Below are 14695 nucleotides of genomic sequence, written 5' to 3' on the forward strand. Positions count from 1 at the left end.
GGTCGCGGTGGCCGTGAGGGCGGGTTCGATGAGGTGGCTGACAAGGATCACAGCGGCCGCGAGGTCGATCTCGGGCGGCAGATTGCCCTTGGCGGCTTCGGTACGCCAGGTGCGGCCGAAGGTGGCGGGGGCGGTGAAGGTGTCGCGGTCGGGGAGCGCGCGGCGGGCTCGCTCTACCTTGATGGCACGGGTGAGGTCGCTGCCGTTGAGGGTCTGGGTCCTGGCGATGAGGACCAGGTCGACGAGGTCCTTCACGCGGCTGGAGGGTTGCCCTGTCGGACCGTAGAGGCCTTCGCAGGCGCACACCTTGTCAGCGACCTGGTCGACCAGCGGGTACAGCCGGTAGTCGCGGGTGGCAAGGCGCGGTAGCGGGAGGCGGTTCGCTGGCGGCGCGGTGATCGGAGGAGTGGTGGGGGTGTGACCGAGGACGAGGTCGATGCTGATGCCGTCCTTCTTGGCGGCGCCGATGTAGGTGTCAAACCGGATCCGGGCGCCGTCGGTGTAGGGCTGGCCTTCGCCTTCCAGCAGCGGCTGCGTATCGCGGTACTCGAACCGGAAGTGGTCGCCCAGGTCGGTGGCAGCCGCAGCGCGGAGCGCGGTGATGGCGGCGTCGAGCGTGCGTTCCTTGGTTGCGAGGTCGATGTCGCGGGTGGTGCGGGCGGTCGGGATCCGCGCGAGCATGCTGGTGCCGCCCTTAAGCAGGAACGTCTCGGACTCATCGGCGAACACGCGGCACAGGAACCGGTCAAAGATCGCCTCGCGCACCAGCCGGTTCGTGTCCCGCTCGGCCGTCCGGGTGCGCCGGGCGGCTTCGCTGATCGCCCGCTCTACCGCGGTGCCGGTCCGGTAGGGCTCGGCTTCGGTCACGACGACTCCTCGTCTGCCTGCTCTTCGCGATTCGGCGAGGTCGACGGGGCCGCGGCCTGCAGTGCGGGCGCGATGCGAGGAGCAATCGCCTGCATCGTGGTCAGCTGCGCGGCCTGGGCCTGCGTGTGAGCGTTGACCGTGTCCTGTAGGGCCGCGAGTGCGGGTGCGGACGATGCGACTGCTGCGGACTTCATCACCTGCTCAAGCACCTCGGAGGAGATGGCGGGCATGGCCGGCACCGTCGCGGCCGCTGCGGCCTTCATGATCCGCTCGATCACTTCGGAGGAGATGACGGGGACGGTCGGCACGGTCGCGGTCGCCGCTGCCTGCATGATCCGAGCGAGTGCTCCGTTGCGGATTGCTGCGGCGATGGTGTCCTGCAGGCGGGTGGCGTCCAGCATGTCAGCCAGGACGGTGCGGCGCAGCGGCTCGAGGTCGGGCAGTGCGAGCCGCACGGTCTGCTGCAGCCACCGCTGTCGCACCTCGTCTGAGGTGCGGGCAGGGTGCAGCTCGATTCGTCCCGTATCCGCCAGCCATTGCAGCAGGCTTGTCCCGTCGGGCTGGTTCAGCCGGGCTGCGTGCGCATTCAGCAGCACCGCCAGCCGTTCCAGATCCACCGTGGACGTCCGGACAGCATCGCGGAGAGCGTCGACAACGAGGGTGAGGTCGTGCCGGTCCGCGACCAGGTCGGCCAGGGTTCGCTCGACACTTGTTACTGGCAGACCGTCCAGGATGGTGACATCGACCGCCTCCAGCTGGCGAATCCGGTATCGGATCCCGGTCCGTTCGGTCTGCCGCCGGGTCGGACTGTATAGCTGGACGGGTTCCGGTTGCAGATCACCGATCCCACGCAGGTACGCCGCCGTCGCACCGCCGACCACGACTCCGGCAGCGCCGTCGCCGAGACGTTCCTCGGCTGTTCGGCCGGGGTCGCTGGCCAGCCACGCCGCCCGCACCCCCTGCCACGGATCCACTGGTGCCCCACTGTCGCGGTACACCCCGGCCAGCAGCCGCTCCAGACGTCCGCTGGTGACCTCGCGCGACAGCCGCATCCGCGACACACCGACCTGCATGGCTTGCGCGGCCGTCAGCAGACCCCACTGCCCAGACGTGAGCTCATCCACCTCCGCAACCACAGCCATACTGGGAATATAACATTGGACGTTACGTTCCCAGTAGCGCTACGGGTAGATGGTTCTGCAACGACCACATCGCCGGCAACGCGACCCACAGCTGCAGGAACCTTCATGCCGCCATTGCACGCCCGACCGTCATCCTCGACGGTTCACAACAACCGGTCACCTGCCCCAAAGGATGACCGGGCGACCGCCAGCAGACGGCGGCTACTGCTCGAGCTGCAGGATGCCCTTCGCTCGACCGGGCGAGGCAGTAGCTGCAGACAGGACAGCAGCCGAGTTCGGCTCTTCGAGCACGGCCGGGTTGGCCTGCAGTTTCAGCTGAACACGATCCGCGAACTGCTGAGCAGTCAGCTGCTGGCCGGCAGGGCCGCCGTCGAGCACTCGCGCCAGGGACAGCAACTGACGCTGCTCCTCACTGAAGGTGCTGGCAGCGAGCATGACCTGATGGCGGCTTGCCCACTCAGCGCTGCTCATCGTGATCTTCGAATCCGCGAGTACGACCTTGGCATCAGATCCAGACTCGATGACCTCGGCACGGGTCGCGTCGGCGTCCTCGCCGCGGCTGTTCCGCAGCCTTCTGATTTCCGGAACCATTCGCCGCCAAGCCGCCCTGAAGGCAGGAACCACTGCCCTGCCCCACCACCGCTTCGCAGCCGGCGCCGCCGCGATTGCAGCTAGCACGATCAACGCGGCGAGAGCAGCCAGCGCCGCCTGCTCCTCCGAGGTCAGCGGCCGCGGCTGCTCGCCCACCGTCTGCCTGTTCCAATCCGATAATTCCGGTGCGCTCTCACCGGTGTCGTGCCAGGAGGCCTGACCGATGAGCTTGCCTGTGACGTCGTCGAAGATCAGACCGACCAGACCTCCATCGGGTCCGTGCGAGGTCCCGAGGTGACCTCCCTCAGGGATGATCGGCTCGTAGGGCATGGCGCGACGCTACGTCGCCCCGCCCGATGCCGTCCGCAGCCGGCAGCATGTCGCCGCTCGTGTCCGCGGTCACCTTGCTGCCGGTCCCATTCCGCCCACAGCGCCGCCCAGGCGGCGTTGACAAGCGCGCAGATGTTCGGCGCTTGCTCGAGCTGCCGCCGCACCGGCGTGGTCGGGTCGGGCAGGCCTGCCCGCGCCCTAGTCAGCACCGCCCGCCCTTGCTCCAGCTGGTCGGCGCGCTGCTCATCGCGTCTCCGTCGAGGTGGACCCGCTGGCGGTTGCGTATGCCCGGAGCAGACTGATCGACGGAGGTGACGATGGCGGATCCAGCGGAGCAGGCTCCTGCGGCGGGTTTCGGTGAGACGGTCCGCAACAGCCGGGCTGGCGACCAGTTCCATTACGTCTGGGCCGCGTCGGAGTCGCTCGGGCTGCTGGATCCGCGGTCGGGTCTGCAAGAGGTGTGGATCGAGTCGGCCGCCGGTGCCGCCGGTCCGGGCGACGAGGTCATCGATGTCATGCACAGGTACGGCCCGGCGCAGGACGTGTTCGACCGGGTCGTGGTGACGCAGCTGAAGTACTCGACGAAGCGGCGCAGCATCCCGCTCGGATTGAGTGAGCTGGGAGAGGCGTTCGAGAAGTTCAGCCAGCTCGAGCAGCGTGCGAGCCAGGCGTTCGCGGTACCCGAGCACGTCGAGGCCGAGTACGTGCTGCTATCGAACCGCCCGTTCGAGCCTCGGCTGCAGACCGCGCTCGACCAAGTGCGGCGGTCATCACCGCGGTCGGTCACGGCGAAAGCGTTGCTCGGCCGTCTCGGGCTCCCGATCGAGCGCGCTGCGGAGCTGTGCGATCGGATCCGCTTGGAGAACCAGCCGTGGGCGGTGCAGGCCTTGCGCGCTGCGGTTGATGAGCGCGCGACTGCGCTGACGGGCGGGTTCGACCCGGGACCGGCCGCGTTGCTGGTGGCCGCCGTCGCCGAGCGCGCTGCGGGGCTACGGGATGGTCCGCTGCGCGCCGTCGACGTCGCCGGGTTCTTCGGGGTGCAGCCTCGGCAGTTGCTGCCAGCGCCGTCGCAGCTGTCGACGACGCCGGCGACGGTGCAGCGGGCCTGCTGGCCGGGTCTGCTGGCTGCGGTGCTGGACTCCGCGACCCCGTCGGTGGTGACGGCGATCGGCGGGGTGGGCAAGAGCACCTTCGCTGCGGCGCTGCCGATGTTGGCCGCCGACCGGGCTGAGGTGGTGGTGTACGACTGCTTTGGCGGTGGCGGCTACCGGTCGGTGGAGGCGGGCCGGCACCTGGCTGGCGCCGGGCTGGTGCAAATCGTGTCGGAGCTGGCGGGGCGCGGGTGGTGCGCACCGCTCGTTCCACGCCTCGGCACGGATTCGGCGAGCTACTTCTCGGCCTTCCGCCAGCGGCTGCTGGAGGCAGTCGCGGGGATTCAGGCGCGCACGCCTGGGCGTCTACTGCTGCTGGTGGTGGACGCGGCGGACAATGCGGCGATCGCCGCGGACGAGCGGGCGGAGCGGCCGTTCGTGCGGGACCTGCTCACGATGGCGCCGGTGCCGGGTGTCCGGATCGCGGTGACGTCCCGGCCGGAGCGGGTGCAGCTGTTGGAGGCGGCGGGGACGACGCTGCTGGTGCTGCCGCCGTTCGTGTTGGACGAGACGGCTTCGCTGCTGCAGCACCGGTTCGGGTCGGTGGCGCGGGCGGAGGTGGAGGAGTTCCACGCCCTCACCGCTGGCAATCCGAGGGTGCAGGCGGTCGCTGCGGATGCGGCGCCGGACCTGCCGGCGGTGTTGGCTCGGCTGGCGGGTGATGGGGTCGTGGGGACCGATCCGGTGGAGCGGCTGCTGGCGGCGCGACTGGACGCGGCGCTGCTGCACGTCGGCTCGGACCGTGAACGGCTGCACCTGCTGGGACGTCTGCTGGTAATCCTGCGCCCACCGATCGAGGTGGAGCTGCTGGCGGCGCTGGCGGAGTGCTCGCCGGACCTGGTGCGCAGCTTCGTGGCCGATTTCGGGTCGGGACTGCTGGTAACGGAGGCTGGCGTGCGATTCGCGGACGAGCCGACGGAGACCTTCTTCCGCACCCGGTATGGCCTGGAGGGCGCGGCGGCCGATCAGGTCGTCACCGCCCTGCGTCGCGAGGCCGGGGGCAGCGGGTACGCCGCGGCGGTGCTGCCGCAGGTGCTGTGGGTGGCGGGCCGTCACGAGGAGCTGATGGCGCTGGCGCTATCGGAGGAGGCGCTGCCGACGGCGAACGAGGTCGAGCGTCGGCAGGTCGCGACGCTGCGCGCGGAGTTCGCGCTGCGGGCAGGCATCACCGTGCAGGATCCGGCGGCGGTCGTACGGCTGGCGGTCGTAGCGGGGGCAGCGGCCGCGGCGGGCGAGCGGCGGTACACGCTGCTGCGGGACGAGGCGGACCTGGCCGGTGAGCTGATCGCTGCCGCGACGCTGGACGATCTGCACGCCGCGTCGGCGTTGCCGTCGGACTGGGCGGGGAGCGCGCTGGGCGCTGAGGCGACGATGCTCGCGATGCAGCCGGATCGCCAGGGCGAGGCCCGCAGCCGGCTGCGGGCGGCACGGGCGGCGCTGCACGCGCGAGTGACCCGTCCGAAGGAGACCGCGGGTGACCGTCTGGGCGAGGTGCGACCGGAGCAGGTCGCGGCGGTCGCGTTCGCGGCGTACCGCCTCGACGGCTTCCCGGCGGCGGAACGCTACCTAGCGGGCTGGCGTCCGCCGGAGTGGGTGCTGGCGTGCACGTCGGTGTTCGCGACCCGGCTGGTGGGCAGGGAGGAGCTGGATCCTTTGAAGCAGATGGCCGCCGCTACAGCGTCGACGGCGGTCGGCGTCGCGGTCGCGGCGGCGTTGGAGCGCACCGGGTGCGCAGCGGACACTGGTCTGGTCGAGCACCTGTGGTCGCTGCTGGATGCGGAGCGGCTCGAGGTGGACCGGGTCGGCTTCTCGCGCCACGACGAGGCCGACGTCGTCGACCGTGGAGTGGCTTGGATCTGCGCGGCGGCGGTGCGGCTGGAGGTGGTGCCGGCGGCCGCAGCGGTCGAGATGGTCGCTGCCTACCTGCCAGCGCGGGCGCCGTTCTCGTTGGGCGACCGCGGCCGCACCGATACGGGGCTGCTGCTGCTGTACGGGCTGCGGGCCCGGCTGGTGGGCGGGGCGGTGTCGGTGGAGGAGCTGCTGGGGGAGGAGTCCGATATCGACCGGGCGTCGGAGCGGCAGCGGGCACGTGACCGGCTGACGCCGCTGCTGCCGTGGCTGGACGGCTGGGCCTGCTGGGCGCTAGGCGGGCTTTCGGAGGAGGAGGCGCTCGAGCTGCTGCGCACCTTCCCGATGCAGCTGCAGCAGTGGCGGGACGAGACGGTGCTGCGCCGATTCGCAGGTCCGATCGTGATGCAACTGGCGACGTCCTTCGATGATCCGGCGGTGCTGAACGCGGCGATCGAGGTGCTGTCGTCCGCGCCGGCGCATTCGGGGCTTTGGGGCGTGGCGGCGATGATCACGGCGCTGCACGGCGACGACCGGTTCGCCGACGCGGCTTTCACCGCGGCTGCGACGTGCCGGGAGCAGGCCCTCGACGCGGCGTGGACCGCCGACGAGGCCACCGAGGGGCTGATCCGGCTCGCTCGCGCGATCTGGGCGTTCAACGCCGCGGAGGGCCGCGAGTACGCCTCGCTCGGGATCACGGTGGCGTCCCGCATCGGGGACGACGCCTACCAGCGGTGGCAGGCGCTGCTGGGTGCCGCCCGAGCTGCGGGCGGCACCGCCCATGATGACGGCGTCCTGTTGGCGCTGCGGCTCGCCCACGTGGCCGAGCGGATCGCACCACGGCTGAACGACGAGATCGACGAACAGCAGCTCGTCCCGGCGCTGGCGGGCCTGGCGGGTCCGATGGTGTTTGCGCAGGCGGCGCAGTGGCGGTCCCGCTTCTTCGGCTCGACGGCATGGCAGCTGGGATTGGCGGTGCGAGCGCTGCGGCTGGGGGAGACAGCCCCGCTGGCGGCGGCGGCGCTGGCAGCGTGCTCGGACCGGATCGCGCTGCCGCCGCTGCTGGCCCGGCTGCAGGAGACCGGTGCGGCGTCGCCGCGGCGGCTGGCGGCGCTGCAGGAGCTGGAGTGGGCCCGCGGAGGCAGGTCGCTGCCGGAGGGGGAGCGGCAGGACGGCGGTGCCGAGCCTGACCCGGCGGAGGCGGACGACGGGTTCCGCGACCGGATGGCCGCGGGCCGGGAACGGGTCGTGACCGCGCTGTCGGACGTGGAGGTGTGGCGTCCGGACGGGATGGCTGAGGCAGCGCGGCTGCTACAGGCGGAGAAGTCCTGGTTCGATGTCGCGCCGCTGGTGGAGCGAATCGCGCAGCTGCCGGTGCACCACCGTGCGGCCGCGGTGCACCTGTTCGAAGGGGAGCCGACGTTCAGCGCCAGCGACCGGGTCGCGTTCGTGCAGGCGGCCGCGGGGCTGCCGGGTCCGAGTCTCGCGGCGAAGAAGGCTGTGCAGGACCTCGCCTCGCGATTCCTGGAGCAGCACGGCACGGAGGTGGTATCCGGCTTCGGTCACGGTCTGCAGCCAGAACGATTCGCCGCGGTGCTAGACGTGACGCCGCAGGAGGTGCTGCTGCGGGCGCTGCGGTCCGCCGACGCTTCGGTCGCGGTATCCAGCGCGCAGCGCTGCTACCGGCTGGCGGCGGTGGCGGCGGCGATGACCGAGCCGGACGCAGCCGCGGTCGCACTGACCCGTGGGCTGGCCGAGCTCGAGGTGGACCTGGGGTTGCCGGCATTCTCAAGGCGGCAGGTGACGCCACCGGAGGGGTCGGGCGAGCCGGAGCTGGTGGCGGGCTACCTGTGGGCGCTGCTGGCCGACCCGGTTCCGGCCATGCGATGGCGGGCGACGCACGCGGTTCGGCTGCTGCTGACTGCGGGAGCGACCGAGTTCGTTGCCGCGCTGGCTCGGACCGCTGCAGCCGATGAGCTGCCGGCGGGGTTCGTCGACGACCGGTTCCCGTTCTATGGGATGCATGCGGCCGAAGCGCTGCTGGTCGCGGTCGAGCGGGTGTCGTTGACCGACCCCGCAGCGGTGCTACCGGTCGCCGAAACGTTGCGCCTGCTGGCGGGTCGCTACGGGGATCACTGGCGCATGCAGCTGGCGTGGCGGCGAATCCGGCAACGCTGCCGGGACGAGCGAGGCTGGCCGGCCGAGGGCCCGGAGGGGTCGGAGTCAGATTGTGGTGTCGTGGCGGACGTGCCGTCGCATCAGCGCCCGCCGGTGACGCTCCCGTGGGAGCCGGGTGCGGCCGCGCCGGAGTTCCCGTTCGGCTGGGACCTGCAGCAGTACTGGTTCGGCGAGCTGATCCGCTGCTTCGACGTGCCCCCGGCGACCGTGCTCCATCAGGCCAGCGAGGTCATCCTGACCGAGTGGAGCTGGCGCGGCAACCCGGCGCTGAAGTCCGATCCGCGCCGGGCGGCGGGCGTGTTCCGGGAGCAGGCGAGCTGGCCAAACCACTTCAACTGGCCGGAGGTCGACGATCTCCACTTCTACCTCAGCTACCACGCGCTGATGACGGTCGCGGGCCGCCTGTCCACGACGGCGACGAGGTGGCGCGACCCTGACGACCCGGCGACGGAGTTCGACCGGTGGGGCGAGCACTTCGACCTCGCCCGGCGGGACGGGTTCTGGGCCGCGGACGCGAGGCGGCCAGTGCCGCCGGTCGGTCATGGTGACCCGGAGTCGGGTGTCTGGCGTTGGAACGTGCAGTCGCGGGACTTCGTCCGGACCCTGCTGCCGACTCAGGGATCGGTAACGATGCAGTTGTCGGCCATGGACGTCCGGTACGGCAAGCACGACCGGGTCGCGGTCGACAGCTGGCTAGTAGATCGGCGCACCGGTCCAGCGCTCGTGCGGTCCCTGCAGACCGCGCCGTCACTGGCGGCCGGCTTCCAAATCCCGGGGGAGGAGCCGAACGAGCCCACGGTTGAGATCGGCCCATTCCGGGCGTACGTCTGCATCGACGTCCCGTACGGGGAGGCCGGTCAGGACCGGCGGGACGAGCTGGCCGCCGACCTGCAATGCCCACTGCCAGCGGTCGACGGGCGGCTCGCCGCGCGGCTGCGGCTACGGCTGCGGCACGACGGAGTCGGGACGCACTGGCACGCCGTTGAGGATCCGGCGGCGACGATGCGGGTGGAGACCTGGTCGGGCAAGGAGCGTTCGGGCCGGGACCCGAACGGCCCGTCGGGGTACCGCGCCGTCGCGACGCAGGAGCTGGTCGACCTTCTGGTCGGCGCCGGTGACCTGGCGCTGCTGGCTGAGGTGCGGTTCGCGCGCCACGACTACTCGTCCACCATGCGCGGCCGTGACCGCGACGACGATCGGGGACCTGACGATGAGTACGTCCGCTTCTTCCTCTACACCCCCGGGGACGGCTGGCGGGACTACCGCGGCGATCCTGTCGCTGGGTGAACGGATCGCCGCGACAATTGATGGCGACGATGTGCTGGCCCGGTGGATGGCGCACTACCTCGCTGAACGCCTGCACGGCCTGCCGGAGTTGGAGGGCGCTGTACGGGCCGCGGCCGAGGCCGAGGTCGCCGGGCTCGTCCTGCAGTTCTGGCAGCAGCGGGCTCAAGGCTTCTTCGGCGGTAACCCGGTTGCTGCCCTGGATGCGATCGAGCGGACCCTCAAGCGGCTGGACCCGCAACGTCCCCCATGGGCGTTCCACGGCGGCTTCCGGGGCGGTCGCCCGCCGGAGGAGGACGACCTCGAGGTGGCGCCGCTGCTGCGCTGCGCCGAGGGCATCGACCGGCTGTCGGGGGACGTGGTCCGCGAACTGCTGGTCGCGGCGGCGGCCGAGGCGGTGGGGGCCGAGGCCCCGTGGGTTACGGCTGTCCTCGCGGCGGGGGTGCCGGGGCCGGACCGCTGGCTGCAGCGGCTGCTCGACGGCGAGGAGCCCTGGGATCCGCAGTCCGAGCAGTCGTTGGAGCGCCTGGCGGAGGATGCAGACCGGCTGGCGGGGCTGCTGCGGCAGCTGGGCGTACTGCTGCGCCCGAGCGGGGCGGCGCGATCCCGAGGCGAAGGTCGGGACGGGGTCCGTGGTCTGGTCAGGGGAGCGGGCGACGGCCCGAGACCCGCTCGAGACCGGGCTAGGAGCGGGGTCGCGCGGGTCAGCCGATCGATTCGGGAGCGGGCGCAGCGAAGGCCTGAAGACAGGTGAGATCGTCGGGCCCCACGCGGCCGAAATCATGCTGCCGTCTGCGCGGAGGAAGCCGAGCGGGAGCAAACCGATCTGGGTAGCCGTGGCCCCACGGGTTGTCTCGGTATCGATCGTTTTGCCGCGGCCGCTGGTAGAGCGGCGCGTGCTGTTCCTCGGACCCGTGTCCGACAGCTACGTGCCCCGAGGTGTCTCAGGACGGGTGAGGCGAGGGTGGTTCGCGATCAGCTGAGGCGGCCGCGCGGACGGCGACCTCGAGCGTCTGGAGCTCCACCTGGTGCGTGTGTGCGCGGAGGGTCGTGAGCGAGATTGTGGCCTGGCCCAGGTGAGCGAGGACGCTGCGGGGAAGGACGTACCACTCCCACTGGGAGACATCAAGCGGGTCGTAGGCGTCGTGGGTGAGCGCGGTCTGCACCCCGAAGACGTAGACCTCGGCGTTGTACTGCCGACCAGCGGGGTCGTAGCCGCTGCGCGGGTTGTACGGGGTGCCCTTGAGGCCGGAGAACGTGATGCGGCTCAGGTGACGCTGCTCCCAGGCCTGCAGGTAGGCGGAGCTCTTGACCTCGATCCGGATGTCGTCGAGCAGCACGTCGTACTCGGCCCACTCGATCCGCTGCGGATTACTGATGGCGAGGGCTCGGGCGACGAGGAACTCCGCCAGGTAGCCGCGGGCGTTGTTCATCCGCGGGTCTCCGAGGGCGAAGCGCCAGAACTCCCGTACTGATGCCTCAAGCCCGGTGAAGCGTTCCTCCCCGCTCAAACGCTCGATGGACGACGGGGTGATCCACGCCTCGTCCTCGTCAGGCACGCTCACCACCAGGGCTGGCAGTGATCGAGTCGCGCAAGGCGCGCTTGACGCTGGAGGCGCCGACCCCGAGGAGGGCGGCGATGTCGTCGTAGGGCTTGCCCTCGGCGCGCATCTGCCGCGCATGGGCGATCCGGTCCGGCGTCATGACCGTCGGACGACCACCGAGCCGCCCGCGCGCCTTGGCAGCCGCGAGTCCGGCGCGGGTCTTCTCGCTGATCTGTCGCCGCTGCATCTGCGCGAACGCCGCCACGATGTGGAAGAACAGCTCACCGCCGTGATCCGTGGTGTCAAACGGCTCGGTCAGGGACTTGAACTGGATCCCCTGCTCCCGCAGCCGGCCCACGATCTCGATCAGGTCCCCCACCGAGCGGCCGAGCCGATCGGTGGAGTACACCGCCAGAACGTCGCCCGGGTTCAAGTAGGCCAGGCAGGCCTGCAGTTGCGGCCGCGCGGTCGTGGAGCCCGACAGCTTGTCGGTGAAGATCCGAGCAGCCCCCGCCTTCCGGAGGGCGTCGAGCTGCGAGTCGAGGTTCTGATCGACCGTCGACACCCGCGCGTACCCGATCACGTTGCCCACCGGCCACTCCCCCGTCTCACCGACTCCGACTGCTCGACCGCAAAGGTACAGGTACGGGTTCTGGCCGGTTTGATTCCGGTCACGGGTTTTGGCCCACGGCCCGGCCCGTACTTCCGGGGGCCGCTACAGCAGCTCGAGCGGGAGGTCACAAACGATCGTTAGTGGACGACCGCGAGGTCACTGCTGACTTCGTTGCAGCGCGCGGAGACGGAGGTTTTGAGACAGGCAGCGAGACAGGCCAGCAACTGCGCCGAGCACTCCTCGTCTCAGATGCATACCGCTGAGACAGATTCTCAGCTAGCCGAGGTTCGGGTTGGACGAGCCGGACCTCCTCACGCTCCCTACGCTTCGGCTGTGACCAACGCCGTCCCGTTCGTTCATCACTTCGCCGTGATCGCTTCCGACTTTGAGGCGAGCGAACGGATCTTCACCGCCGCGCTGGGAGCACTCGGGGTCGAGGCGCTTCACCGAGCAGACGGAGTTGCGGAGTACTGGCGCCCGGAGGAGGACCGGCTCTCGTTCTCGCTCGAGCGGGCGCGCCACGACACCTCCGTCACCCGACGGGTTCACGTCGCCTTCGCCGCGGAGGATCGGGCGGGAGTCGATCGCTTCCACGCAGCCGCCGTCTCGGCCGGCGCTGTCTCCAGGCACGCGCCCCGGTTCTGGCCCGAGTACCGCGCCTACTGCGCCTTCCTTCGGGACCCTGACGGCAACAACATCGAGGCACTCCACAAAGAAGGTGACGACTGACGTCTCACGAACCTGCTGCTGAGACCTCCCCCTCTGGCACGGAGCGCAGTCAGGAGGGTTCTCTCGCGCGCTCGTGGCTTGGATCAGGATCCCGCCCGATGCACCGCATAGACGGTCATCCCAGGGCCAGAAGGGCAGAACTGGGGCGCTGCACCGTCACGCGGCTCGGCATTGACAGCGGTCACAACATCGCCAGGCTTGGCGATAAGCCGACCCTGTTCATCCAGTAGGGCAAGGGCGTCATTGGCGGAGTACCGCTCCGCGAAGAGCAGGTAGATCCGGTCTTCGCTCTGGCTGCCGCTCGGGTCTAACCAGAAGCACGCGTGATCCTGCGATCGGCTCGCCCCCAAGCGGCCCGTCATCGCGGAGGAATCCCCTCCCCTCACCGGCGCCACCACCTCAACTGACGCCACCTCCAGCCGGCTACCCCGACCAGTTGCGTAGCCCAGAACCACCAGAGCGGCAACCGCAATCAGACCCAGAAGCACGACAACGAACCGCCCAGCCTTCCTGGTCACGACACCCTCCTCACAGACACCCGCAGCAACTCTCCCGCCCACCAAGCAAGCCCATGACCTGGAGACACATCAAGGATGTGTGCGTGCAACACCGGCCTGTCTCACTTTGCTGGGTATGAGACGCCTCGTTCTCCTGGGCTTCCGTCACTCCTTGGTGAGCTCCGGGTCGACCGTCAGTGCAGCGCGGGCTCGAGGGCCTGCGTCAGCAGCGCGTCCTGGGGCGCCGCGTCTCGTCCTCGATCGGCTCGGCGCTCGAGCAGTTCGAGGACCACGGGCAGCAGCTCCGCTGCGGCCTCGCGATAGACCGCGGGACCGTCCGCGGCGTCGACGTCCTGGAGCGCGACCGGCGGGGGCTCGGCGACGAGGACCTGGTCGTGCCGGTCGGCGATCCGGCGGAGGAGCCGCGCGATCTGCGCAGCCCGCGAGCGCCCGAGCACGGCGAGCGGCTGCATGCCGAGCAGCCGCGGCACCCCGACGAGCACGACGCCGGCGTCGGAGGTCGACTCGATCCTGCGCAGCATGAGTTCGATGCCCGCGGTCCAGCGCGAGCGCAGCAGCATCGTCGCGGCTTCGATGAACGTCGGCGTCCAGACGACGAGGTCGAACGTGTGCGCTCCTGCGGGCCCGAGGGAGCCGGCGAGCTGGTGGAGCCGCACCGAGTGCTGGGCTCGGTTCTCGACGATCACTCCGCGCCCCGTCCGCACATGCAGCAGGCGAGCGAGCGCTCCGTCGAGCGCGTCCGCTCGAGAGGCGGCGCCGAACCCGATCGAGTACTCGCCGCCGACCAGCAGCACGCGGATCGGGTCGCTGCCAGGCACTCGGACCTCGGACTCCTCCGGCACGGCCCGCGCCGTCGGAACCTGGGTGAGCGCTCTGCCCTCGGTCCGCAGCAACGATCGACGTCCGCGACGCGTGCTGAGCTCAGCGAGCCAGCCGGAGGCACGACGCCTCGACCCACGAGGAGGCGGCTCTGCACTGCGGGACGGATCGAGGTCGTCCTCGGCCGATCGCATCGCGAGGCGCTCCAGCACCTCGGCGGCCTCGCGGAGGAGGTCGTCGTCGAGGATCTCGGCGGACCGGTCCGAGCGCTGTTCGGCGAGCCGCTCCTGCAGCCCTGCGGCGATCACCTCGGCCCACGCCGCGTACGCCTCGGGCGACCCCGTGGGACGACTGCTGCTGTTGACCATGCCGGGCATCGGCACGAACACGGCTCGCCGGTTGCGCGCGACGGTCTGCGCCGTCAGCTCGTTGAGTCGAACCGCGTGACGGGCGATGAGACGACGCAGCGGCAGCAGCGTGCGGAGAGCGCCGAGCAGATCCGTCGGCGGGATGCCGACGACGGCGATCGGTACGAGCAGGCCGTCCGGCATATCGCTGTCGAGCTTGGCCATCAGGCGGCTCGTGGCCCGCACCCAGGAGCTCGTACGGGTGAGCCGCATGGCGTCGCTGAGACCGAACGCGACCACGATCGCGTCCCAGCGGTCCGTCGCGCGCGTGCCGAGGAGCTCGTTCGCGCGCGACATGGTGGCCCCCACCTCGCTGAGCTGCTCGATGTCGACCGGTCGTTCCATGCGAGCCTGCAGCGCACGACGCAGCGACCCCATGAGCGCCAGGCTGTGCGTCTGCACCCCCCACCCCGTCGTGATCCCCGAACCGACGATGAGGACCCGCATGGCACCGACGTGCCCGCTCGCCTCGACCGTCGCGCCCGACGCGTGCACCTCGAACGCGGTCATCACTTGACCATGATGTGCTTTCGCCAACTGGCGCACGATTGCAAGGACCATCGACCAACCCCACCCGTGGGAATACCGTTATTCCCACGATTTCAAACATGTCGAACGAGGAACAGGTCCCTGTCCGGGGCTGCTCGATACTGCGCATCTCTGAGAACGAATTC

10 protein-coding genes are annotated in these 14695 nt (G+C 70.5%); 3 read left to right on the forward strand and 7 right to left on the reverse strand.

The window, feature by feature from the left end:
• The 3 genes from ACFSBI_RS12545 to ACFSBI_RS12555 all read right to left on the reverse strand — a co-directional run.
• Positions 1-867: nucleotidyl transferase AbiEii/AbiGii toxin family protein (locus ACFSBI_RS12545; RefSeq protein ID WP_377935432.1), on the reverse strand; the 867-nt coding region annotated here is incomplete at its 3' end.
• Positions 864-2009, reverse strand: a complete 1146-nt coding sequence (locus ACFSBI_RS12550) for a type IV toxin-antitoxin system AbiEi family antitoxin domain-containing protein (RefSeq protein WP_377935434.1) — start codon at positions 2007-2009, stop codon at positions 864-866. The genes ACFSBI_RS12545 and ACFSBI_RS12550, both read right to left, overlap by 4 nt.
• A 201-nt stretch (positions 2010-2210) precedes the next feature.
• On the reverse strand, positions 2211-2930 hold the full coding sequence (locus ACFSBI_RS12555) for a hypothetical protein (protein ID WP_377935436.1): 720 nt from the start codon (positions 2928-2930) through the stop codon (positions 2211-2213).
• Positions 2931-3247: 317 nt separating this feature from the next.
• Between ACFSBI_RS12555 and ACFSBI_RS12560 the strand changes: the two genes are divergently transcribed.
• Both ACFSBI_RS12560 and ACFSBI_RS12565 read left to right on the forward strand, forming a co-directional pair.
• Positions 3248-9394, forward strand: a complete 6147-nt coding sequence (locus tag ACFSBI_RS12560; RefSeq protein ID WP_377935438.1) for a hypothetical protein — start codon at positions 3248-3250, stop codon at positions 9392-9394.
• A complete protein-coding gene (locus ACFSBI_RS12565) occupies positions 9288-10145 on the forward strand; it encodes a hypothetical protein (protein WP_377935440.1) in 858 nt (285 codons plus the stop codon). Before ACFSBI_RS12560 ends, ACFSBI_RS12565 begins: the two co-directional genes overlap by 107 nt.
• A 190-nt stretch (positions 10146-10335) precedes the next feature.
• Here ACFSBI_RS12565 and ACFSBI_RS12570 read toward each other — a convergent pair whose 3' ends face one another.
• The gene (locus ACFSBI_RS12570; protein WP_377935441.1) at positions 10336-10950 is read right to left on the reverse strand and encodes a hypothetical protein; all 615 of its coding nucleotides are present in this window, start codon (positions 10948-10950) and stop codon (positions 10336-10338) included.
• Positions 10943-11527 (reverse strand): recombinase family protein, encoded by a 585-nt coding sequence (locus ACFSBI_RS12575; RefSeq protein ID WP_377935443.1) that lies wholly within the window; start codon positions 11525-11527, stop codon positions 10943-10945. Before ACFSBI_RS12575 ends, ACFSBI_RS12570 begins: the two co-directional genes overlap by 8 nt.
• Before the next feature lie 354 nt (positions 11528-11881).
• On the opposite strand from ACFSBI_RS12575, the gene ACFSBI_RS12580 reads away from it, so the two are divergent.
• Positions 11882-12277, forward strand: coding sequence for a VOC family protein (locus ACFSBI_RS12580; RefSeq protein ID WP_377935445.1), 396 nt, complete (start codon positions 11882-11884; stop codon positions 12275-12277).
• 83 nt (positions 12278-12360) lie between these two features.
• On the opposite strand, the gene ACFSBI_RS12585 is transcribed toward ACFSBI_RS12580, so the two are convergent.
• Entirely contained in the window at positions 12361-12795 is a 435-nt protein-coding gene (locus ACFSBI_RS12585) for a hypothetical protein (RefSeq protein WP_377935447.1), read from the reverse strand.
• Between the two features lie 173 nt (positions 12796-12968).
• Positions 12969-14531 carry an SGNH/GDSL hydrolase family protein gene (locus ACFSBI_RS12590; RefSeq protein ID WP_377935449.1) on the reverse strand — a complete coding sequence of 521 codons (1563 nt, stop codon included), beginning with the start codon at positions 14529-14531 and terminating at the stop codon, positions 12969-12971.
• Positions 14532-14695 lie beyond the last annotated feature (164 nt).

Source organism: Amnibacterium endophyticum (genome assembly GCF_042680685.1).
Lineage (GTDB): Bacteria > Actinomycetota > Actinomycetes > Actinomycetales > Microbacteriaceae > Amnibacterium > Amnibacterium endophyticum.